Origin of the sequence: Variovorax sp. J2P1-31, from assembly GCF_030317215.1 — a bacterium.
In the GTDB taxonomy this organism is placed as follows: Bacteria; Pseudomonadota; Gammaproteobacteria; order Burkholderiales; family Burkholderiaceae_C; genus Variovorax.
The window spans coordinates 86,542-107,493 of record NZ_JASZYA010000002.1 but is presented as its reverse complement, the minus strand read 5'-3'; the positions used below and the strand labels follow the sequence as shown (position 1 = coordinate 107,493).

The 20,952-nt window shown below is 63.2% G+C and carries 22 protein-coding genes and 3 pseudogenes; 17 read left to right on the top strand and 8 right to left on the bottom strand.

The window, feature by feature from the left end; all coding sequences use genetic code 11:
* Positions 1-25: 25 nt before the first annotated feature.
* From QTI20_RS11630 to QTI20_RS11605, 6 genes are all read right to left on the bottom strand, one after another.
* Positions 26-319, bottom strand: coding sequence for a putative quinol monooxygenase (locus QTI20_RS11630; RefSeq protein WP_286551052.1), 294 nt, complete (start codon positions 317-319; stop codon positions 26-28).
* Positions 320-373: 54 nt separating this feature from the next.
* The gene (gene acuI / locus QTI20_RS11625; RefSeq protein WP_286551051.1) at positions 374-1,360 is read right to left on the bottom strand and encodes an acrylyl-CoA reductase (NADPH); all 987 of its coding nucleotides are present in this window, start codon (positions 1,358-1,360) and stop codon (positions 374-376) included.
* A 165-nt stretch (positions 1,361-1,525) separates the two neighbouring features.
* On the bottom strand, positions 1,526-2,584 hold the full coding sequence (locus QTI20_RS11620; protein WP_353507281.1) for a 2-dehydropantoate 2-reductase: 1,059 nt from the start codon (positions 2,582-2,584) through the stop codon (positions 1,526-1,528).
* Complete coding sequence (locus QTI20_RS11615) at positions 2,581-3,822, bottom strand: multidrug effflux MFS transporter (protein WP_286574204.1); 1,242 nt, start codon at positions 3,820-3,822, stop codon at positions 2,581-2,583. Before QTI20_RS11615 ends, QTI20_RS11620 begins: the two co-directional genes overlap by 4 nt.
* On the bottom strand, positions 3,819-4,931 hold the full coding sequence (locus tag QTI20_RS11610) for an alkene reductase (protein ID WP_286551049.1): 1,113 nt from the start codon (positions 4,929-4,931) through the stop codon (positions 3,819-3,821). Before QTI20_RS11610 ends, QTI20_RS11615 begins: the two co-directional genes overlap by 4 nt.
* 166 nt (positions 4,932-5,097) lie before the next feature.
* Complete coding sequence (locus QTI20_RS11605) at positions 5,098-5,553, bottom strand: MarR family winged helix-turn-helix transcriptional regulator (protein ID WP_286551047.1); 456 nt, start codon at positions 5,551-5,553, stop codon at positions 5,098-5,100.
* Positions 5,554-5,596: 43 nt separating this feature from the next.
* Here QTI20_RS11605 and QTI20_RS11600 point away from each other — a divergent pair.
* The 9 genes and pseudogenes from QTI20_RS11600 to QTI20_RS11565 all read left to right on the top strand — a co-directional run.
* A pseudogene (locus tag QTI20_RS11600) lies at positions 5,597-6,163 on the top strand (thiolase family protein); the annotation flags it as partial.
* 11 nt (positions 6,164-6,174) lie between these two features.
* Positions 6,175-6,627: a MaoC family dehydratase gene (locus QTI20_RS11595; protein ID WP_286551046.1), complete on the top strand. Its 453-nt coding sequence runs from the start codon at positions 6,175-6,177 to the stop codon at positions 6,625-6,627.
* A 68-nt stretch (positions 6,628-6,695) separates the two neighbouring features.
* Complete coding sequence (locus QTI20_RS11590; protein ID WP_286551045.1) at positions 6,696-7,703, top strand: aldo/keto reductase; 1,008 nt, start codon at positions 6,696-6,698, stop codon at positions 7,701-7,703.
* Between the two features lie 43 nt (positions 7,704-7,746).
* Positions 7,747-9,031: pseudogene (locus QTI20_RS11585) on the top strand (MFS transporter).
* A 177-nt stretch (positions 9,032-9,208) separates the two neighbouring features.
* Entirely contained in the window at positions 9,209-9,535 is a 327-nt protein-coding gene (locus tag QTI20_RS30715) for an oxidoreductase (protein ID WP_353507280.1), read from the top strand.
* 3 nt (positions 9,536-9,538) lie between these two features.
* Positions 9,539-9,862 carry a beta/alpha barrel domain-containing protein gene (locus QTI20_RS30710; protein WP_353621760.1) on the top strand — a complete coding sequence of 108 codons (324 nt, stop codon included), beginning with the start codon at positions 9,539-9,541 and terminating at the stop codon, positions 9,860-9,862.
* A gap of 37 nt (positions 9,863-9,899) precedes the next feature.
* Positions 9,900-10,037, top strand: a complete 138-nt coding sequence (locus tag QTI20_RS11575; RefSeq protein WP_286551044.1) for a hypothetical protein — start codon at positions 9,900-9,902, stop codon at positions 10,035-10,037.
* A 150-nt stretch (positions 10,038-10,187) separates the two neighbouring features.
* Positions 10,188-10,790, top strand: coding sequence for a sulfurtransferase (locus tag QTI20_RS11570; protein WP_286551043.1), 603 nt, complete (start codon positions 10,188-10,190; stop codon positions 10,788-10,790).
* Between the two features lie 292 nt (positions 10,791-11,082).
* Positions 11,083-11,856, top strand: coding sequence for an HAD-IC family P-type ATPase (locus tag QTI20_RS11565; RefSeq protein ID WP_503011392.1), 774 nt, complete (start codon positions 11,083-11,085; stop codon positions 11,854-11,856).
* A 166-nt stretch (positions 11,857-12,022) separates the two neighbouring features.
* Here QTI20_RS11565 and QTI20_RS11560 read toward each other — a convergent pair whose 3' ends face one another.
* The gene (locus QTI20_RS11560; protein WP_286551042.1) at positions 12,023-12,664 is read right to left on the bottom strand and encodes a TetR/AcrR family transcriptional regulator; all 642 of its coding nucleotides are present in this window, start codon (positions 12,662-12,664) and stop codon (positions 12,023-12,025) included.
* 134 nt (positions 12,665-12,798) lie between these two features.
* Here QTI20_RS11560 and QTI20_RS11555 point away from each other — a divergent pair, with 134 nt between their 5' ends.
* The 7 genes from QTI20_RS11555 to QTI20_RS11525 all read left to right on the top strand — a co-directional run bounded on the left by QTI20_RS11555 (position 12,799) and on the right by QTI20_RS11525 (position 19,377).
* Complete coding sequence (locus QTI20_RS11555; protein ID WP_286551041.1) at positions 12,799-13,884, top strand: alkene reductase; 1,086 nt, start codon at positions 12,799-12,801, stop codon at positions 13,882-13,884.
* Between the two features lie 35 nt (positions 13,885-13,919).
* Positions 13,920-14,789 carry an alpha/beta fold hydrolase gene (locus tag QTI20_RS11550; RefSeq protein ID WP_286551040.1) on the top strand — a complete coding sequence of 290 codons (870 nt, stop codon included), beginning with the start codon at positions 13,920-13,922 and terminating at the stop codon, positions 14,787-14,789.
* A 107-nt stretch (positions 14,790-14,896) separates the two neighbouring features.
* Entirely contained in the window at positions 14,897-15,685 is a 789-nt protein-coding gene (locus QTI20_RS11545) for an SDR family NAD(P)-dependent oxidoreductase (protein WP_286551038.1), read from the top strand.
* A gap of 9 nt (positions 15,686-15,694) precedes the next feature.
* Positions 15,695-16,408 carry a TetR/AcrR family transcriptional regulator gene (locus QTI20_RS11540; protein ID WP_353621759.1) on the top strand — a complete coding sequence of 238 codons (714 nt, stop codon included), beginning with the start codon at positions 15,695-15,697 and terminating at the stop codon, positions 16,406-16,408.
* Between the two features lie 39 nt (positions 16,409-16,447).
* The gene (gene acuI / locus QTI20_RS11535; RefSeq protein WP_286551037.1) at positions 16,448-17,434 is read left to right on the top strand and encodes an acrylyl-CoA reductase (NADPH); all 987 of its coding nucleotides are present in this window, start codon (positions 16,448-16,450) and stop codon (positions 17,432-17,434) included.
* A 22-nt stretch (positions 17,435-17,456) separates the two neighbouring features.
* Positions 17,457-18,320: an alpha/beta fold hydrolase gene (locus tag QTI20_RS11530; RefSeq protein ID WP_286551036.1), complete on the top strand. Its 864-nt coding sequence runs from the start codon at positions 17,457-17,459 to the stop codon at positions 18,318-18,320.
* Positions 18,321-18,375: 55 nt separating this feature from the next.
* Positions 18,376-19,377, top strand: a complete 1,002-nt coding sequence (locus tag QTI20_RS11525) for an NADP-dependent oxidoreductase (protein WP_286551035.1) — start codon at positions 18,376-18,378, stop codon at positions 19,375-19,377.
* A gap of 368 nt (positions 19,378-19,745) precedes the next feature.
* Here the strand turns inward: QTI20_RS11525 and QTI20_RS11520 are convergent.
* A pseudogene (locus QTI20_RS11520) lies at positions 19,746-20,769 on the bottom strand (IS256 family transposase); the annotation flags it as partial.
* On the opposite strand from QTI20_RS11520, the gene QTI20_RS11515 reads away from it, so the two are divergent.
* On the top strand, positions 20,702-20,926 hold the full coding sequence (locus QTI20_RS11515) for a hypothetical protein (RefSeq protein ID WP_286551032.1): 225 nt from the start codon (positions 20,702-20,704) through the stop codon (positions 20,924-20,926). The pseudogene QTI20_RS11520 and the gene QTI20_RS11515 overlap by 68 nt on opposite strands.
* The last annotated feature ends 26 nt before the right edge of the window (positions 20,927-20,952 follow it).

The window sequence follows — 20,952 nt, the reverse complement described above, 5'->3', positions numbered from 1 at the left end:
CGGCGGTGCAGGCGGCATGCCGGTGTCACAGCACCGGGCCCAGGGAATAGACGACGGGTTCGGCCGTCAGCAGTTGCGGCGCCTTGGCGAAGAAGGCCTGCACACCGGGCTTTTGCTGGTGGGCGTCGGAATCGGCCTTGCTCTCCCATATCTCGTAAAGCAGCCAAGTCGTCTCGCCGAGAACCTGGTGATAGTTGAAGGTCACCACTCCTTTGTCATTGCGCGTCTCGGTGACGTTGTCCTGAACCAAGGCCGCGAATTCTGCGGCATGCTCAGGCTTGACCTTCAGCACGACGCACAGCGAATAGGGATCTGACATGGTGGACATCCTTGATGTACGGGGTTGCGGGAATGGCGGATAAGAGAAGGACATTCAAGCGTTCACGTCGACGACGGTGCGGCCGCGCACGTGGCCTTTCAGGATGCGCTGCGCAACATCTGGCACCTCGGCCAGCCCGACCACTTGGATGGTCGAAGTCAGCTTGGCGAGGTCGAGGTCGCGTGCCAGGCGCGACCAAGCCTCCAGTCGAACGGACTGCGGCGCGTTGACGGCATCGATGCCAGCGAGCGTGACGTTGCGCAGGATGAAGGGCAGGACCGAGGCGGGCAGGTCATGGCCTTGCACCATGCCGAAAGCGGCCACCACGCCGCGGTAGGCGGTCTGTGCCAGAACATTGGCCAGCGTGTGGCTGCCCACCGTGTCGATGGCGCCGGCCCAGCGTTCGCGGGCAATCGGCTGGCCCGGCTCGGACAGGACATGTCGGTCGATGATGTCGGCCGCGCCCAGTTCGCGCAGATAGTCGGCTTCCTGTAAACGCCCGGTGGAGGCAATGACCCGAAAGCCGAGCCTGGACAGCAGCGCGATGGCGATGGAGCCAGCGCCGCCGCTGGCGCCGGTGACCAGGATGTCGCCGCGCTGTGGTGTGAGGCCGCCATGCTCCAGAGCCATGACGGCGAGCATCGCGGTGTAGCCGGCGGTGCCGATGGCCATCGCGTCCCTGGTGGAGAACGCCTTGGGCAGTTTGACCACCCATTCGCCCGGTACGCGAGCCCTCTGGGTAAAGCCACCATGGTGCGTCTGACCCAGGCCCCAGCAATTGACCACCACTTTGTCGCCGGGTTCGATGCCGGGATGGCTTGAGGTGCGCACGGTACCGGCCAGATCTGCCCCTGGGATCAGCGGGAAACGTTCGATGATCGGGATGCGGTTGGTCAGGGCCAAACCGTCCTTGTAGTTGACGGTGGAGTATTCGACATCGATGGTGACGTCGCCGTCCATCAGGTCCTTGTCGTCCAGTTGGGCCAGGTTGACCGAGAAGTCGCCATTGTCCTGGGTGGCAAACAGTGCCTTGAAACTCATATGTCGCTCCTTGAAGGGGTGAAGGCAGGGGATGTCCGATGTCGCGCCGCCGTGGCGGCCGAGGATCTGGTCGTGGTGGGGATGCCTTGCGCGTCGAGCGCAGGGCCGCAGATGGATTGCGCAAGTGCCTGAAGCTGCTGCGCCGAGGCGGAAGACTGCCGCCGATCAAGCCATCCGTGGTGCTAGCTGCGCAACCGCATGCTGGCCTTCGTACACCTGAAGGTGGCAGTACGCCGTGCGCGCCAGCGGGAGCTCCAATGTCCTGCGTTCGGCGCGTACGATGAGATCGCCAACGATGGCCTGGGCTTCCAGGCGCGGCGCGTCTTGCGCGATGTCGCGCATCATGGATGCGGCCCACGTCGAGCGGGTATCGAGCAAGCGCGCCTCGAGGCCGCGCAAGTCGTCGGCGGAGAGCGCGTGGCTTTCGGCTTCGGCGACGGCACAGCACTCGCCGATGGCCTGCTTCGTTAGTCGCTCGCCGTCGCGCGTGGCGAGAATGTCGGCAACCGTCCCTCGCATGAGGCAGGTCATCAAGGCGCCAGTGCCGAGCATCACCCACTTGTTCCACAGCGCCTGCGTCACGTCTGGCGACAGCGTGCGCGAGCCTTGTGACGCCGAGATCAAGGCGAAGAAACGTTCGGCCGGATGAGCGGTTAGTTCGCTTCTCGCGCCAACGACCACGACATCGTTGGCGCCGAAATGGCGGATGACGCGATCCTGGTCGAGCATGACCGCGATGTACGCCACCCCGCCCAGTACACGGTCGCGGCCGAAGCGCGCATCCAGCTGGTCGTAGACGGACATGCCATTGAGGAACGGAAGAATGACGGTGTCTGGCCCCATGGCGGGAGCGATGTCGCGCATGGCTGCGTCCAGGTCGTAAGCCTTGCAGCTCAGCACGATCAGGTCGTAGGCAGGCTTCACGTCCTCGCGCACCACCGCGGCCACGGTGCCGCTGAAGTCGCCCAGCTCGCTGCGTACCTGCAGCCCGCTGGACGCCAGCGATGCAGCCCGCTGCGGCCGGACCAGAAATGTCACATCGGCACCTGCCTGCAAAAGCCGTGCGCCGTAGTACCCGCCGATCGCGCCGGCACCTACGATAAGAATCTTCATGCGGAACTCCTGAAAATCAATAAAGCGGAAGGGTTGTTGGCAACTGCTTGCGCCTAGACGGCTTCGAATGAGTTTTTTTCTGAGTGATCCGACGACATGCGTCAGGCTCACCTCGGAAGTCGCATGGACCAAAAACATAGAGAGGACGCCGCAAGCGATGCAAGCAGCACGACGCCCAGGGCGGTATGCGGCGGCAAGGACAGCATGCCCCCGACGGTGATCGCCAGCGCAGCGCACCCCATCTGAAGAAATCCAAGCAAGGCTGACGCTGCCCCTGCTTGCAGCGCAAAAGGTTGTAGCGCTATGGCCGTTCCCAGAGGATTGAAGATTCCCATCCCGAACAGGAAGATCGTCAGAGACACGCTGAAGGTGACGAACTCCAAGCCGCCGACCAACATCGCTGCGCTTCCGGCAAGTGCGACGGCAACGCCGGCACGAGCCGTCACGACCGGCCCCCATCTTCTGGCGAGACGCGGCGCCAGAAGGCCTGACCCGAACACGACGAAAGTTGTCGATGCGAAGAACAACCCGAACGCCAGTGGCGAGAGCCTGAAGCCGGTGATCAGAATGGCGGGAGCCATGGAGAAGAAGGCATAGAGCCCCCCGATGACCAAACTCACGGATAGGGCGGGCGCCATGAGACGACGATCGAAGACCAACTGCTTGTAGCCCGCGGCGACACCGCCAAGGGAGAGTGCGGATCGCCGGTCCGGTGCATGTGTCTCCCCCAGCCTTGTGATGTACACAACAGCGAGGACGAGCGCCAGCGCCGAGATCACATAGAAGGTGGACCGCCAGCCGAACGAGCTGTCCAGCGCGCTGCCCAGCAGCGGGGAAAAGCCCGGTGCCGCCGCCATGGCTACCATGGTCAGGGAAAGCGCACGCGCCAGTTCCTGGCCCTCGAACAGGTCGCGCGCGATGGCGCGGGACAGTACCGACGTGGCGCACACGCCCAGCGCCTGGATCACCCGGCCTCCGATGAGTTGCGGCAACGTACTGGCCATCGCACAGACCATGCTGCCGACGATGAAGGTGGCCAGTCCCGTCAGAACGAGGCGTTGACGCCCAAAGCGATCCGACAGCGGCCCGACAAACAGCTGCCCCAGCGCGAAGGCCACGAAGAAGCTGCTGAGCGTCGCGGCAAGATCCCGGGACGAAACCCGGAGATCCTCGCCTATCGAGGGGAACGCCGGAAGGATGATGTTGGTGGCCAGTGCACCCAAAGCCGCCAGAGCAGCCAGCAGAAGAAGCACGCCTGCGGTGAGCGAGCGCCCCTCCAGTCGAGTGGCTGGCTCGCCAGGAAGCAAGGGTGTTGGCTGGGACGCGTGCGGCACCGGTCTGTTGATCATTGGTTCAGCGCTTCGAGCGTCGGATAGTCGACATATCCCTCGACGCCACCGCCGTAGAAGGTCGCACGGTTGTAGTCATTGAGGTCGGTGCCTCGGCGCGCTCGCTCGGGCAGATCGGGGTTTGCGATGAACAACCGCCCGAACGCGACGGCATCCGTGCGGCCCGCTGCGATCGCCGCCGCCGCCGTGTCGGGCTTGTAGTTCCCGGCTGCGATCAGCGCGTTCGGCCAATGCGGTCGGAACAGCTGTGATGCGAAAGGCACGTCCTGATGATCCACTTCGGCCTGGCCCGCGCCACTCGCGCGTGGCTCGATCAGGTGCAGATAGGCCAGGTCCAGGCGCGCGAGGCGCTCGATCAGACGGGTGTACAGCGGCAGTGGCTCATCTTCCCCGCTGCCGTTGGCGACACCGAAAGGCGACAGGCGGATCCCAACCCGATCTGCGCCATAGACGACCGATACGGCGCGTGCCACCTCCAGAACGAGCCGGCAGCGATTCTCGATCGACCCTCCGTACTCGTCCGTTCGCTGGTTGCTTCGGCTCTGTAGAAATTGCTCCAGCAGATATCCGTTGGCCGCATGGATCTCCACGCCATCGAAACCGGCGCGCTGCGCGCTGAGGGCCGCGCGTGCGTAATCCTCGACCATCAAGGCGATCTCTTCCGTCTCCAGGGCTCGCGGCGTTTCGAAGGGTGAGCGGTCAAAGCTTGCAGTGAATGCATTGCCGGGGGCTGCGATGGCCGACGGAGCGGCCGGCAACAGGCCATTCAAAAGCGACGAATGCGATATACGGCCGACGTGCCAAAGTTGCAGAAACGCAAAGCCACCTTTGGCGTGAATTGCCTTGGTGACTTCTTTCCAACCCGCAATCTGCTCTTCACTGTGGATGCCCGGCGTGGCGGGCATGCCCTGGCCGGTCGGAGAGATTTGGGTGCCTTCTGTGATGATCAGCCCGCCCTGCGATGCGCGCTGGCGGTAGTACTCCACGTTGAGCGCATGCGGGACGTTGCCCGGTTGGGCTGCACGCATCCGAGTGAGCGGCGCCATCACCACGCGGTGGGAAAGCTTCAATGCGCCGAGCTTCAAAGGCGAGAAAAGTGCTGGGGTCATCCTGTGAGTCCAAAAACATGAAACTGAATCAAAGGTTGATCATGTGTCCCGAGAGACCGTGGAAGCGCGCGTTCATGTTTTCTCTTCAGAGATGTTCAATGGCTCTAGCCGCCGCACGCAAGTGTTGAGTGCGGGAGAGGGCGCAAGCAGACCTGGGCTTGCAAGCTCAGGTCTGCGTTCCACCGCGATCGTCTTCATCCAGGCATCCTATGCACGCATCGAGCAAATCGTGCAATGCAGCGACACGCTCGACGCCCAGTCGCTCGTTGAGCGACGTCTGCGCCGCCTTCCAGGCCCGCTGTCCTTCGGCTCGCTTCGTGCGCCCCGCCTCGGTCGCTTCGACCAGACGGCTGCGCGCATCCTTGCCCGCGCCAACTTCCAAAAGTCCCTGGGCTGCCAGAGGCTGCAGGTTGCGCGTCAACGTCGAGGCATCCATCTGCATGTGCTTGGCTAGATCGCTTGGTTGAATGGGTCCGAGCCTGACGACGTGCGACAGCAGCGCGTACTGCGTGTTTCTGAGACCCGTCTCGGCGACGTAGTGATCGTAGTGACGCGTCACCATGCGAGTGAGCTGGCGTAGCTTCAGGTTGGTGCACCCCTGCGGCTTGGTGAGGGTTTTCATGTGATATATTCTAGCTGAAAATATTGCATATGCAATCTAATTTGCCAGCCGCAAGGGGTCGGTGAGTTTTGCAAAGGACGAAGCCAATCGCCCAGATACAACGCTTGAAACACTCGCCAAGCTCAAGCCTGCGTTTCGCAAGGACGGCACGATCACGGCCGGCAACGCGCCCGGGCTCAATAGCGGGGCGGCCGCGGTGATCATCGCGGAACGAGGCTTCGCAGAACAGCATGGGCTGCAGCCCTGGGCTCGGCTGGTCTCCCACGGCGTTGCGGCGGTCGAACCGGGCCTGTTCGGCATCGGACCCGTGCCGGCCGTCAAGCTGGCGCTCGAGCGCGCGAACTGGAAGCACACGGACATTGATCGCATTGAAATCAACGAGGCGTTCGCCGCCATCGCATTGGCCTGCCTTCGCGAGCTCGATCTGCCGGAAGACATCGTCAACGTCGAAGGTGGATCCATCGCCCATGGCCATGCCATCGGCGCCACGGGCGCGGTGCTGACCACGCGCTTGCTGCATTCGATGCGGCGAGATGGTGTGAAGCGCGGCGTCGTGACCCTGTGCATCGGCGGCGGACAGGGCATCGCGCTTGCGCTCGAGACGCTTTGAGGGAGACAGAAATGCCTATTGTTTACCTGGATGACCTTGAACCCGGCCAGCGCTTCATCGGAACCACGCGGATACGCATCGACGAGGATCGGATCAAGACGTTCGCCGCCGAATTCGATCCCCAGCCGTTCCACCTGGATGTATCTGCCGCAAACGCATCGATCTTTCGAGGCTTCGCCGCGAGCGGCTGGCATACCGCCGCCGTCACGATGCGCCTGCTCTTGGACAGCGAGTTCAAGCCGGCGGGCGGCATCGTCGGCGCAGGCTTTGATGAACTGCGTTGGCCACTGCCGCTGCGCCCTGGTGACGAATTGCGTGTCGAAAGCGAAGTGCTAGAGGTTCGGCCGTCAAAGTCGCGTCCGGAGCAAGGCTTGGTCAAGGTGCGCACGACGACGCTGAACCAAGACGGGAAAGCCGTGCAGATCTCCGTCGGCAACCTCGTCGTTCCGCGGCGGGTGACTTAGCTTCACCGGTCGCGACGCGCCCGGACGACCTTAACAACATCATCTCGATTCATTCAACGGAGCACAGCATGAAATACACGCCCTTTGGCCAGACCGGTTTGCGGGTCTCTCAGGTCGCACTCGGCACTGGCAACTTTGGCACGGGCTGGGGCTATGGTGCCGATCCCGATGTCAGCAAGGCGGTTTTCAACGCCTATGCCGAAGCAGGCGGCAACTTCATCGACTCGGCGGATGTCTACCAGTTCGGCCAATCGGAAGAGGCGCTGGGTGCTTTGCTTGAAGGCCGGCGTGAGGATTTCGTGCTCGCCACCAAGTTCACCAACGGCGCGGCGCCCGATGCCAACCGCCTGGTCACCGGCAACAGCCGCAAGTCCATGGTCGCGTCCGTTGAGGCGAGCCTGAAACGACTCAAGACCGACCGCATCGATATCTATTGGGCCCATCATCCCGATGGGGTCACGCCCATCGAGGAAATCGTTCGCGGTTTTGAGGACCTGGCACGCGCCGGCAAGATTCTCTACGCGGGACTGTCCAACTTCGCAGCCTGGCGGTTGGCCCGTGCGGTCACTCTGTCCGAACTCACCCATGCGGTACCCATTGCGGCTGCGCAGTTCGAGCACAGCCTGGTCCATCGCGAACCCGAGGCTGACCTGTTCCCCGCCTCACTCGCGCTGGGGCTTGGCATCGTGACCTGGTCACCGCTGGGCGGCGGCATGCTGACCGGCAAATACCGGCAGGGCGAGAAGGGGCGCGCGGAAGGCTTTGGCGGCCGCGTGTTCCAGCCGGAGAACTCGGCACAGCGCACGCAGGTACTCGATACCGTGCTCGCCATCGCCAGTGAGCTCGGCGTCAACGCTGGGCAAGTCGCCATTGCCTGGGCGGGCACGCATGGCGCGGTGCCGATCATCGGGCCGCGTTCGCTTACACAGCTCACCGACAACCTCGGCGCCTTGTCTGTAGAACTGTCGGCCGAGCAGATCAGCCGTCTCGACACCGTGAGCGGCCTGGTACCCGCTGCGCCGGCAAGGACACCGGTCCCGTGGGCAGGGTCCGCGCCTGCCAAGATCGTGGCCTGAGTCTCGATGACCGTGGCGTATCAGGATCGTTTTGAAGGCAGAGATGAACACTAGCAGTTCGCATTCGCGGGCGAACCTCGGCCTGACACACAACGCACTTTGGCTGGTGTTACTGGCCGCCGGGGGCACTTTTGCGCTCACGATGGGCGTGCGCAATACGATGGGCTTGTATCTATCGTCGCTGAATACCTCAACAGCACTGGGCATCGGGAGCATCAGTCTGGCCTTTGCCTTCGGGCAGCTCTGGTGGGGGCTGACGCAGCCCTTCGCGGGTGCGGTCGCCGACCGCATCGGCACGGGGCGGGTGATCTTCGTGGGCGTCACGCTGATCGCGATCGGCACGGTGATCACGCCGTTCATGACCTCGACCCTCGGCCTGATCTTCGCCATCGGTGTTCTGGCTGCGGGTGGCGCAGGCATGGCCGGACCTTCCATGCTGATGGCGGCCAGCACGCGGCTGGTGCCTGCGGAGAAGCGCGGGATGGCCACTGGCATCGTCAACGCCGGAGGTTCGTTCGGGCAGTTCATCATGGCACCCATCTCGATCGGCCTGACGGCTACGCTCGGCTGGGTCGCCTCCATGCAATGGTTGGGGGTGCTGGCGCTTCTCGCGCTCCCGGCCATCTGGGTGCTCAAGGGCAACTCCAAGGCAATCGCAGCAGCGGCAGCGACAGCGGCAGCGGCAGCATCAGGTAAGAAGGCGCTCACGGCGCGCGAAGCACTGCGCCAGGCGTTGGCAACGCCCAGCTACGGCCTGCTACGGCCTGCTGGCGCCGGGCTTCATGGTATGCGGGTTCCACGTTGCCTTCCTGGCGACGCATCTGTCGGGCGTGGTTGAGGCCTGTGGGTTGCCCCCAGCCATCGCTGGAAGGTCGTTGGCGATGATCGGGCTGTTCAACATCATCGGCAGCCTCTCGATGGGGTGGGCGGTCGGGCGCTGGCGCATGAAATCGCTGCTCTCGTTGCTCTACACAGTCCGCGGTCTCGCGGTCTTGGTTTTCCTGTTTGCGCCCAAGACATCGGCCGTGATGCTGGTATTTGCCGCCGTCATGGGGGTAACCTTCTTATCGACGGTGCCACCGACGGCGGGACTGGTCGCCAAGATGTTCGGCCAGGCCAACATGGCGATGCTCTTCGGCGTTCTAATGCTCGCGCACCAAATAGACGGTTTCGCTGGCGCGTTCATCGGGGGACAGGTTTTCCAAGCGACCGGCAGCTACGACTGGGTCTGGTACATCGACATTGCGCTGGCAGCGGCTGCCGCGCTGATCCATCTCCCTATTCGCGAGGCGCGGCCGGCGCGCTTGCAAACGCCTGTGACGCCATGAGTTGCGCCGCGGCTTCTGCGGGAGCCCATCGGCCGGTGGCGCACGGGATGCCTCCGTGGCGGTAAAGCTCCCAATGGGAAGTGCGTCCCTGGCTTCCACGCTGACCGTGCCTTCAGCCAGCCAACGCGTGCGCGGAATGCTGCAGGATGCCACCTTGCCAACACTCTTGCGGATGGGGTGGCCGAACGTACTGATGATGGCGTTCTTCTCGACCAGTTCCTGCGCGACGGAGCCAACACGCGCACCGATGTCTACGGCGGCTCGCTGGAGAATCGCGCGCGTCTGCTCTTCGAAGTGGTGGATGCCGCTATTGCCGAACTCGGCGCTGAACGGGTGGGCATCCGGATCTCTCCGCATTTCCGTGCGGACTACATCGGGGACTCCGATACGGTGAGTACCTTCACATATGTGGTGAAGGAACTCGACCGACGCGGCATCGCCTATATCCACCTGCTTGAGGGCACCACACACGACGAAGACCCCTTCCGTCCGCTCTACAAGTGACTGGTGCAAAAAACGGTACCCAACGCCGGACCTGGACCTCTTCCGGGTGACCCTTTCTTCGCGCCGCTCATCCGATCCCTCTACAAAGGGGTGTTGATTCTCAATGGGGGCTACACCCGCGAGTCTGCCGAGCGGGTCGTCTCCGAAGGTCTGGCCGATGCCGTCGCCTTTGGTCGCTTCTACATCTCGAATCCTGACCTGCCCGAGCGGTTTCGGCTGAACGCACCACTCACCGAGGCCGATACGTCGACCTACTACACGAGTGGGCCGCGCGGCTACATCGACTACCCATCACTGGGCGAACAGCGTACCGCCGAGTCGGCGTGATCGACGCCTCGGCGCCGTGACGAAAGCTTAAACCACCATGGGACATTCCGACACCCTCACGCTCGCGCGCATCAGCGATGAGCAGCTTGCCAGCCTGCGCGATGAATTGGCCGCGACCGCGGCGGAACACGACGAACAGGCCAGCTTGCCACCGGCGCCATTGCGTAAAGGATGACGCTGCTGCGTCGGGCTGTTCGTGTTACCACGTCGATGCCCAAACACGCATTGATCGACCAAGTCCATGAAGCAAGTTGGAACAGTCCCTCTGTGTGTCACCGCGCCGTAGTGACTGTTTCATCTTCTGTTTCTTCAAACACAAGCAACGATGACCCAATCCACGCAAACTGTTGCCTCCAAAAGCGATTATTTCGTTTCTGCCACATGGCTCAACGAGAACCTTGGCACGATCCGCAACGACGGAGCGGTGCTGGTTGAAACGGGCGCCATCGTGGAGAACGGTGCGTTCCGCACGTCGCTTTACGAGTACGCCGGAGAGGGCCACATTCCTGGGGCTGTGTTCGTGGACATGTTCTTTCAGTTCTCCGACAGCAGTTCCTCTCTGAGCTTCACCAAGCCTTCTACTCTGCAGTTCCAGGACGCGGCAGCCCAACTCGGCATCACGCCTGAAACCGAAGCCATCATCTACGACCGGCCCCAGGGCGAATGGGCCAGCCGGCTGGTGTGGCTGTTCGCCGCCTGGGGGCACAAGCGGGTGCGCGTGCTCGATGGCGGATGGCAGAAATGGAAAAGCCTGGGCGGCGCCATCGAGCAGGGAATCAACAAGCCGACGCCTAAACCGCGCGGCACCGAATACTCGCAATACGACCGGTCTTACTTCGCATCAACGGCCGACGTGCGGAGTGCCATCGAAAGTGGTGGCTCGACGCGGCTGATCTGCGGTTTGCCTGCGGCTTGTGTATCGGGGTGAAGCGGGCACCTTTCCGCGCAAGGGTCATATTCCGAACAGCATCAACTTGCCCTATAGCGCGCTGATGGCAGAGGACAACACTCCTGCACATCGCGGCACGAAGAGGTGCCGCAGACATGAGGGTCGGTGCCAGGTCAGGGGCGGTCAAAGACGCAGAACCGATGGATTCAAAGTGGATTCGGAAGAATGCCTACCTTGGGAAATCAGGGCGCGTTGCAGACACCCTGGGTGTATTCGGGCGTGATGCCCATTTCTCTGAAAATAGTTGCATGTCGACCGGCGACCAGTTGGTGTGACGCAACCCAGTTTGAATGAGGAGAGGGATTCGATGCCGGATCAAGACGAGGAAGAGGTGAACATCGCTCTGTGGCTAAACAAACCTCTTTTTGAGTCCGGTGTCGACGTCGGCACGCTGAGCGATGCGGCAGAGGCGCTGCGTGCCCAAGGCGCGAGCGTGATGCACCTGTCCGTGGACGGCGCGCTCGCGGGGCTGCTGTCGGTGTCCGACCCGGTCGAGCCCAGCACGCCGGAGGCACTGGCGGCCTTGCATGCTGCGGGGCTTCGCATCGTCATGGCAACCGGTGATCGCTTGACCACGGCCAACGCGGTGGCACGGTCTCTTGGTATCGAGGAGGTGCACGGTGAAGTACGGCCCGAAGACAAGCTGGCACTGGTGGAGAAGCTGCAAGGCGAAGGACGGGTGGCGGCCATGGCCGGCGACGGCATCGACGATGCGCCGGCACTCGCACGCGCGGATGTCGGGATTGCCATGGGTACGGGTACCGACGTGGCCATGGACAGCGCCCAGGTAACCCTGGTCAAGGGCGACCTGCGCGGCATCGCCACTGCCCAGGCATTGTCGCGCGCGACTGTGGCCAACATGCGCCAGAACCTGCTGTTCGCGCTGGTCTACAACGGTCTTGGCGTACCTCTGGCGGCCAGCGTGTTGTACCCCTTCACCGGTTTGCTGTTGTCGCCCATGATCGCCGCCTTGGCCATGAGCCTGAGTTCAGGTTCCGCGGTGGCCAACGCCCTGCGCCTTCGCCGACAGCACATCACACCATAAGGGCAGCCTACCCAAAAGCCTCAATCCACCGCAGTGCTGGCGTAGAAAGCAGGTCGGGACGCGCGCGCGGAGACAGCGCGGCCCGATCACTGCTTTCCGCAGCGTCTGGCGCTATGGTTGCAGTAGACCCGATCCGGGGCAGCATGCGGATCCCACCGTGCCCCTTTTATCCAGGCTTGGGAGAGGTGCCATTGCCACGCCTGCGTGCAGGGTGGCGCGCCTTTGCAGCAGGGCTCGGAGACGGGGCCAGCGACGCGAGAATCTGGTTGCGGCATACGTCCAGGATTTCGTCAGCCAGCTGGGAGTCATCCGGACAGGCGCGCGACACCACAATGGCGCCAACCGCACGGGTGAGGATGTCAAGGGATTTGGTTCGCTCCTGCGCTGAGGCTGGGCAGTCCGATGGAAGCCCCTCGGGATTCAACGCGGCCAGCAGGCTCTCGATCCCAGCCGCAAACGTGGCTCTGACCTCTTCCGATTGGCGCGCGGCATCCCCGCCCAGCGCGGCCATCGTGCAGCCGCTCGCGCGGGCGTCGCGATGCTCGCGCGAGAGATAAATCCGGACGAACTCCGGCGTGTTCACACCCGCGGTGAGCGCCGCCGTCTGCGCGATGCCACACGCAGCAGACTCCGCCATTAGTTCCGTCTTGGAGCCGAACTGCCGGTAGAAGCCGCCGTGGGTGAAGCCTGCCGCGGCCATCAAGTCCGCAACGCCCACGCCGTCGTAGCCCCGCTCACGAAATAACGCGGACGCCGTCTCGACAACGTGCGCCCGATTGGCCTGCGCCTGCGCTTTGGTGACTTTCATGCTTTCCGCCGTTGGGTTTCATCGATTGCTGATGCTTCGCACTATACATTGATGTCGAGCATCATCAAAGTATTGACAGCCAAGATGATGATCGTCATCATTGAGGCACCTTCAACACGACGAGCCATCGCAACATGACTGACAAGACCCTTTTCGATTCGTACACCCTGGGCCGCGTGACGCTTGCCAACCGCATCGTTATGGCGCCGCTCACCCGCAACCGCGCCGGTGCAAACCTGGTGCCCAGCGCGTTGGCCACCACGTACTACGCCCAGCGCGCCACGGCCGGCCTGGTGATCACCGAGGCCACGCAGGTTTCCGCGCAGGCACAGGGCTACCAGGACACCCCCGGCCTGTACACGCCCGAGCAGATCGCCGGCTGGCGCCAAGTCACCGATGCCGTTCACGCCGAGGGCGGCAAGATCTTCGTGCAGCTTTGGCACGTGGGCCGCGTCTCGCACGTATCGGTACAACCGGGCGGCGCCGCCCCCGTGGCGCCATCGGCCATCCTCGCCCAGACCAAGACCTTCGTGAACAACGGCTTCGTCGACGTGTCCGAGCCCCGGGCGCTCACGCTCGATGAGATACCCGGCATCGTCGAGAGCTTCCGCCAAGCCGCAGCCAACGCCATCCTGGCCGGATTCGATGGCGTGGAGGTGCACGGTGCCAACGGTTACCTGCTCGATCAGTTCCTGCGCGAGACGGCCAACACCCGTACCGACACCTACGGTGGCTCGGTCGAAAACCGTGCCCGCCTGTTGATCGAGGTCACCGCCGCAGTCGCCAAGGAGATCGGCGCCGACCGTACCGGTGTTCGGATCTCGCCGGTGTCACCCGCCAGCGGCATCGTGCCGTCCGCCGACGAGCAGGCCCAGTTCAACCAAGTTGCTGAGCAACTGAATGCGATGGGCATCGTTTATCTGCATGTGGTCGAAGGCGCGACGGGCGGCCCCCGCGACGCAAGGCCCTTCGATTTCGACGCGCTGCGAAGCCGGTTCAAGCAGACTTACCTCGCCAACAACGGCTACACCCGCGAACTGGCCGAGACACGCCTGCAACAAGGCAAGGTGGACCTGGTCGCCTTCGGTCACGACTTCATCGCCAATCCGGACCTGGTCGAGCGCCTGAAGACCGGCGCGCCGTTGGCACAGATGAACATGGCCACGCTGTATGGCGGTGGCGCTGCGGGCTACACCGACTACCCGACGCTGGCGCGCTGAATTCTTCGGCTTGCATCCGAAGAAACCTATTCAACATGCGTGAGATTCACATCATGAGCAACAGCCATATCACCGCACCCACCCAGTTCATTGAGGCCAACGGCGTGCGCTTCGCCTATCGCCGCTTCGGCACGGAGTCCGGCACGCCACTGGTCTTCCTACAGCACTTCCGCGGCGGCATGGACAACTGGGATCCATTGGTCACAGACGGCCTGGCGCAGGGGCGCCCCGTTATCCTGGTCAACTACGCCGGCGTGGCCAGTTCCAGTGGCGAGCCCGCCACCACGGTCGACGGCATGGCCGATGGCATCGCCGACTTCGTCAAGACGCTCGGCCTGCCGCAGGTGGATGTGCTCGGCTTTTCCATCGGCGGTTTCGTGGCCCAGAGCTTCACGCACCGCTATGCCGACCTGGTGCGCCGGCTGGTGCTGGTCGGCACGGGTCCGCGCAATGGCCAGGCCAACCCGGACAAGCGCGTGATGCAGGTCGCTGGTAATCCCGTGCCCACCGAGGACGATTTCCTGTACCTGTTTTTCTCACCCTCCGAGGCCAGTCAAGCCGCAGGCCGTGCGTTCTGGAAGCGCCGCCACGAGCGTCAGGACCAGGATCCGCCGTCCTCGGTGGACGTGCTGAAGGCGCAGTTCGCGTCGATCATCGAGTGGTCTCAGCCGCGCAGTGAACCGCTCGCCTACCTCAAAGAAAATCGGCAGCCCACGCTGATCGTCAACGGTCACAACGACATCATGGTGCCGAGCATCAATGCGTTCACGCTGCAGCAAAACATCCCGAACGCGCAACTGATCCTCTACCCGGATTCGGGACATGGCTCGCAGTTCCAGTACCCCGAGCTGTTCGTTGCCCACACGAGCCTGTTCCTCGACCGGCAGGACGCCAGCGCCTCCTGATCGAGTACCCGCCGAACACCATTCAGCGTCCATCAAGCCTGACCGATTGGAGCGGGCTGCCATCCAACGTGGCCCAGTCCCTCCCGACAAATTCAAGTAATCACACCATGAGCACACTGCCCACCGTTCTCGTCACCGGTGCCTCCAGCGGCATCGGCGCCACCTTTGCCGAACGCTTCGCCCAGCGTGGCCACAACCTGGTGCTCGTCGCCCGCGACAAGGCCAGATTGGAGGCCCTTGCGCAGCGTCTGCGCGCGGAAACGAAAGTCTCTGTCGACGTGCTGCCGGCCGACCTCACTCAGGCGTCCGACATCGCGGCCGTCGAGTCGCGGCTGCGTGACGATGCCACTATCGGCATCCTGATCAACAACGCCGGCATGGCCCAATCAGGCGGCATCCTGCAGCAATCGGCCGAGAGCATTGAAAAGCTGATCGCTCTCAATACCACCTCGCTCACCCGCCTTGCCGCCGCCGTGGCCCCGCGCTTCGCCCAGGCCAGCACCGGGGCCATCGTGAACATCGGCTCGGTCGTGGGCTTCGCGCCCGAGTTCGGCATGTCGATCTACGGCGCGACGAAGGCGTTCGTGTTGTTCCTGTCGCAAGGTTTGAGCCTGGAACTGGGTCCCAAGGGGGTCTATGTGCAAGCCGTCCTGCCGGCAGGCACGCGCACCGAGATCTGGAGCCGCGCGGGCATCGATGCGAGCACGATGCCCGATCTGATGGACGTGGGCGAGCTCGTCGATGCAGCGCTCGTGGGCTTCGATCGGCGAGAGCTGGTCACGATCCCGCCGCTGCACGTGGCCGAGCGCTGGGACGCACTGGACGGTGCGCGCCAGGCGCTGCTGGGCGACCTCCGACAGGCCCACGCAGCCGAGCGCTATCGCCCGCAAGGCTGATCCATCCCCTTGCTCGCCGAGCCACTGCACCAGCTTGAAGGTGACAACGTGTCCATTGTTCAACGTGCACCTGGCCGCCGTGCCGCACAACAAGGTCTGCGAATGAAGCGATTGCCGACACGGTCCAAGGAATCGACGCATGCGCACATCGTCGATGTCGGGGCGCGCGCCATCCGTCGCCACGGCTTCAATGGGATCGGCATGGCCGATCTCATGAAGCTGGCCGGGCTCACCCATGGGGGCTTCTATTCCCACTTCGCCTCGCGTGAGGCGATGCTCGCCAAGATGACAGACCGGGCAGACGCAGACGCAGACGCAGTGGACACCTTCCTGCACATCATGGCTGCAGCGCCTACCGGACATGCTCACCAGGCATTGCTGGAGGCGTATCTGTCCAGCGAGCACGTGCGCGATCCGGAGCATGGGTGTCCGGTCGCCGCGCTGGGGACGGAGATGCCACGCCAGTCGCCAGCCGTGCGCCGCGCCGCGACGCGGTGCATCAAGGTGTTACTCGATATTGTCACGCACCCTATGGTCGATGCGGCCGATGCCACCAGTCCAGCAGCGCGAGAGCGCGCCATAGCGGCAGCTGCCACGCTATCGGTGCGGTGGTTTTGGCGCGCGCTGTCGATGACCCGGCACTGTCCGAGGCCGTCCTGCGCGCGACGCGGCGTCATCTCCTTGCATCCCCGCCATGACCCCCCTTTTTGCCAAGCGACATGATGCTTGACATATGACAACCGAACACCAGGAGAGTTTTCCATGACCTTCAAAGCACTGCTGAGCCGAAAGAGCGGCGATGAGATCACCACCTCGCTCGTCGATTTCGATGACGCCGATCTCATGCCGGGCAACGTCACTGTCTCGATCGACTACTCGACGATCAACTATAAGGACGCGGTCGCGATCACCGGTCGCTCGCCGGTAGTCCGCCAGTTCCCTTTGATTCCTGGCATCGACTTCTCGGGCGTCGTCGAAGCATCGACACACACGGGTTTCGCTGTGGGCGATAGGGTCGTCGCCAACGGCTGGGGCCTGAGTCAAACGCATCACGGCGGATTCTCGCAGAAGGCACGCGTCAGTGGTGATTGGTTGATCAAGTTGCCCGACGCGTTCTCGACGCGCGACGCAATGGCGATAGGGACAGCTGGGTATACCGCAATGTTGTCTGTCCTCGCGCTTGAGCATGCCGGCGTGACGCCAGACACAGGCGATGTACTCGTGACTGGTGCTGGTGGGGGAGCCGGGTCCATCGCGATCGCCTTGCTGTCCAAGCTGGGCTATCGGGTGGTCGCCTCGACCGGGCGGCTGGAGGAGACGGACTATCTGCTTGAGCTGGGCGCGGCCCAGGTCATCGACCGACGCACGTTGTCGGAGCCTGGTGCACCGATCGGCAAGGAACGCTGGGCTGGCGCAATCGACTCGGTGGGCAGCCACACGCTGGCCAACGTGTTGGCACAGACCCGCTACCGAGGGGCGGTGGCGGCCTTCGGACTGGCACAGGGCGGGGACCTGCCAGGCTCAGTATTGCCGTTCATCCTGCGTAACGTAACGCTGGCCGGCATCGACTCGGTCAACGCGCCGCAGGACGCGCGGCTGCGGGCATGGGCCCGTCTTGCCACCGATCTGGACCTGGGCAAGCTCGCGCGCGCTACACAAGTCGTCGGATTGTCGGAAGTGCCTGGCCTCGCGGGGCCGGTGCTTCAGGGCAAGGTACGCGGCCGCACCGTCGTGGATGTCAACGCATGAACGCCGACGCCAGGAGCCACATATGAGCAGCTATAACCCCGCCCCCCAGTCGGCGATGACCTATGCCAACGCGCCGACCCAACTGATCCAAGCAGGTGGAACCACCTTTGCTTACCGCGAACGGGGCCTGCAGGACGGCATTCCTTTGGTGCTACTCAATCACTGGGGCGCAGTGCTGGACAACTTCGACCCCCGCATCGTGGACGGCCTGGCGCGCAAGCACCGCGTCATTGCCATCGACTATCGGGGAGTCGGCTCATCCGGTGGCATTGCGCCAGTGACAGTGGACGCGATGGCGCGCGACACCCTCGCACTCATCCGCGCGATGGGTTTCGAGCAAGTCGATCTACTGGGCTTCTCACTCGGTGGCTTCGTGGCGCAGGACATCGTGCTGAAAGCTCCGAACCTCGTGCGCAAGCTCATCCTCACCGGCACTGGTCCTGCGGGCGGCCAGGGCATCGATCGTGTTGGTGCATTGTCTTGGCCGCTGATGCTCAAGGGCCTGCTGACACTGCGCGATCCCAAGACCTATTTGTTCTTCACTTCTACGCCCAACGGCCGGCAGGCGGCCAGCGCCTTTCTGAAGCGCCTCAAGGAACGCAAGAGCGATCGCGACAAGGGACCAACACCCAGCGCTTTTCTGCGCCAGCTCAAGGCGATCAAGGACTGGGGACGGCAGGCACCGCAAGACCTGTCCCGCATGCGCTTGCCTGTCCTGATCGCCAATGGAGACAACGACATCATGGTGCCCACCGTGCTAAGTCGCGACATGGCCCGCCGCATTCCCAACTCGCAACTCGTTATCTATGAAGACGCTGGCCATGGTGGCATCTTCCAGTACCACGCCGTATTCGTTTCCAAGGCTCTTAATTTCTTGACGGAGTGACGTTCCCCGCGAATGCCACCCACCCCAACAACGTCAACATTGGAGTTAGAACAGTATGAAAGCCTTCACCATCGATCGCTACGGCAAGAAAGCAGTCGGCAGGACTACCAACGCGCCGGAACCCGAAGTTCGGGATGATGATGTCCTGATCCAGATCCATGCGGCAGGCGTCAATCTTCTCGATGTCAAGATCAGGAACGGGGAGTTCAAGCTTGTCCTCCCGTATCGCATGCCCCTCGTATTAGGCCACGACGTTGCTGGTACGGTCGTCAAGGTTGGTTCGCGCGCGCGAAAGTTCAAGTTGGGCGATAAGGTCTATGCACGACCGGATGATTTCCGGATTGGCACCTTCGCCGAGTACATCGCCGTCAAGGAAACGTCGGTTGCTCACAAGCCTGCCAACCTGACCATGGAAGAGGCCGCCTCAGTGCCTCTGGTCGCACTGACGGCGTGGCAGGTGCTGGTCGAGACCGCCAAGCTCAAAAAGGGGCAGAAGGTGTTTATCCAGGCCGGCTCCGGCGGCGTGGGAACTATCGCCATTCAGTTGGCAAAGCATCTGGGCGCATTCGTCGCGACGACTACCAGTACGGGCAACGTCGACCGGGTCAGGGCGCTGGGCGCAGACATCGTGATCGACTACAAGAAACAAGACTTCGCCACCGAGTTTCGGGACTACGACGTGGTGCTGAACAGCCTCGGCAGCGACGAGCTGGGGAAGTCGTTGCAGGTGCTCAAGCCGGGCGGCCATCTCATTTCCATCTCCGGTCCGCCCACAGCGGAGTTCGCCGCTGAACAGAAGCTGGCTTGGCCGTTGAAGCAGGTGTTGCGCTTGGTCAGCTACGGCATTCGGAGGAAGGCCAAGCAGCGTCGTATCGCCTATTCTTTCCTCTTCATGCGTGCAGAGGGAAGTCAGCTCGGCAAGATCACTTCTCTGATCGAGTCTGGCGTCATTCGGCCAACGGTTGATCGCGTGTTTCCTCTTAACGAAACGGCTGATGCAATGGCCTACGTGGAACAGGGGCGCGCGAAGGGCAAGGTCGTCGTCAAGGTCAGATGACGGGCCAAATCATTCTACCGTTGCGCAATTGTGAATCGGCCGGGGCCGATTCAGGTTCGCTTGCAGTTTATTCGATTTGGCCCGGGCGTTGTGCATGGAAAATCACTTGAGCTTGATTGCGCACGAGGTGGGCTGAGCGAAACTCCGCCCTGGGGGCGCGCACGCGTCGTGTCCCATCCCGTGGTGTAAGTCCACAGCCCGGACAAGGCTGAGATACACGGTACTCAGCGTGCCACTGCGGACAGCCGAGTGGGCGCAGTGTCGCTCAGGGTCTGCAGGCCTTCAAGCTGCATGTAGTGCCGGTTGAGCGACCACTCGTCGTTCTGCTCCATCATCATGGCGCCGACCAGGCGCACGATGGATGCGTCGTTAGGGAAGATGCCCACGACGTTGGTGCGCCGCTTGATCTGCGCGTTCAGCCGCTCCAGCGGGTTGGTGCTGTAGATCTGCGTCCAATGCGCCCGCGGGAAAGTCATGAAGGCCAGCACGTCGTTCTCCGCCTCGTCCATCACGGCGCCGAGCTTGGGAAATTTGTCTCTGAGCTGATCGGCCACTGACCTCCACTGCGCCCGTGCCGCTTCGGCCGACTCCTGCACGAACATCGTACCGATGGCCGCTGAGACCATGCGCCGCTGGGTCTTGCCGGCATACGCCAGAGCATTGCGCATGAAGTGCACGCGACAGCGCTGCCAAGTGGCCTTCAGGACCTTGGAGGCGGCCGCCTTGATGCCTTCGTGGCTGTCGCTGATGACCAGCTTGACGCCGCGCAGGCCGCGCCGGTTCAGGCTGCGCAGGAACTCGGTCCAGAACGGTTCGGCTTCCGAAGCACCGACTTTCAAGCCCAGCACCTCGCGCTGCCCGTCGGTGTTCACCCCGACGGCCACTATCACGGCTACGCTGACGATGCGCCCGGCCTCGCGCGTCTTCACGTAGGTCGCATCCACCCACAAATACGGCCAGTCACCCTCGATCTGGCGCCCGAGAAAGGCGTTGACCCGCTCGTCCAGTTCGCCGCACAGCCGGCTGACCTGGCTCTTGGAGACGCCGCTCATGCCCATCGACTTGACCAGTTCGTCCACCGAGCGCGTGGAGATGCCCTGCACGTAGGCCTCCTGGATCACGGCGGTGAGCGCCTTCTCGGCCGTGCGCCTGGGCTCCAGGAACTCGGGGAAGTAGCTGCCCTGGCGCAGCCACGCTGCCCGCTCGCGTGTCCCAGATGCGCTCGCGGTATCCGTTGCGGCTGTTGAGCCGTTCGGCAGGGTTCTTCTCGTCGTAGGCCGCGCCGCAGCGGCCCTCGACATCCAGCTCCATCAAGCGCTGGGCCATGAACTGCACCATCTGGCGCAGCACGTCGATGTCGGCTCCCTTCTCGGCAAGCTCGGTCAATGCCATAGTGGCGTTAGTCATCGTGATTTCCTTCAAGGACAAAGTTTGGTGGGTCGCACCTCAAACTTATCCGGACTTCACGATGACCACCCCGAACGGGACGGCCGCTGGGCGGCAAGCCGCTTCGGGCTACGCCCTACGCGTCTTGCCGCCCAGCGAGTGATCGAAGACTTACACCACTTCCTGGGA

Excerpts from the sequence above, each read along its gene's own strand:
- QTI20_RS11630 (WP_286551052.1), bottom strand. The coding sequence starts at position 319 with ATGTCAGATCCCTATTCGCTGTGCGTCGTGCTGAAGGTCAAGCCTGAG.
- acuI (WP_286551051.1), bottom strand. The coding sequence starts at position 1,360 with ATGAGTTTCAAGGCACTGTTTGCCACCCAGGACAATGGCGACTTCTCG.
- QTI20_RS11615 (WP_286574204.1), bottom strand. The coding sequence starts at position 3,822 with ATGATCAACAGACCGGTGCCGCACGCGTCCCAGCCAACACCCTTGCTT.
- QTI20_RS11610 (WP_286551049.1), bottom strand. The coding sequence starts at position 4,931 with ATGACCCCAGCACTTTTCTCGCCTTTGAAGCTCGGCGCATTGAAGCTT.
- QTI20_RS11605 (WP_286551047.1), bottom strand. The coding sequence starts at position 5,553 with ATGAAAACCCTCACCAAGCCGCAGGGGTGCACCAACCTGAAGCTACGC.
- QTI20_RS11595 (WP_286551046.1), top strand. The coding sequence starts at position 6,175 with ATGCCTATTGTTTACCTGGATGACCTTGAACCCGGCCAGCGCTTCATC.
- QTI20_RS11590 (WP_286551045.1), top strand. The coding sequence starts at position 6,696 with ATGAAATACACGCCCTTTGGCCAGACCGGTTTGCGGGTCTCTCAGGTC.
- QTI20_RS11575 (WP_286551044.1), top strand. The coding sequence starts at position 9,900 with ATGGGACATTCCGACACCCTCACGCTCGCGCGCATCAGCGATGAGCAG.
- QTI20_RS11570 (WP_286551043.1), top strand. The coding sequence starts at position 10,188 with ATGACCCAATCCACGCAAACTGTTGCCTCCAAAAGCGATTATTTCGTT.
- QTI20_RS11560 (WP_286551042.1), bottom strand. The coding sequence starts at position 12,664 with ATGAAAGTCACCAAAGCGCAGGCGCAGGCCAATCGGGCGCACGTTGTC.
- QTI20_RS11555 (WP_286551041.1), top strand. The coding sequence starts at position 12,799 with ATGACTGACAAGACCCTTTTCGATTCGTACACCCTGGGCCGCGTGACG.
- QTI20_RS11550 (WP_286551040.1), top strand. The coding sequence starts at position 13,920 with ATGCGTGAGATTCACATCATGAGCAACAGCCATATCACCGCACCCACC.
- QTI20_RS11545 (WP_286551038.1), top strand. The coding sequence starts at position 14,897 with ATGAGCACACTGCCCACCGTTCTCGTCACCGGTGCCTCCAGCGGCATC.
- acuI (WP_286551037.1), top strand. The coding sequence starts at position 16,448 with ATGACCTTCAAAGCACTGCTGAGCCGAAAGAGCGGCGATGAGATCACC.
- QTI20_RS11530 (WP_286551036.1), top strand. The coding sequence starts at position 17,457 with ATGAGCAGCTATAACCCCGCCCCCCAGTCGGCGATGACCTATGCCAAC.
- QTI20_RS11525 (WP_286551035.1), top strand. The coding sequence starts at position 18,376 with ATGAAAGCCTTCACCATCGATCGCTACGGCAAGAAAGCAGTCGGCAGG.
- QTI20_RS11515 (WP_286551032.1), top strand. The coding sequence starts at position 20,702 with ATGAACTGCACCATCTGGCGCAGCACGTCGATGTCGGCTCCCTTCTCG.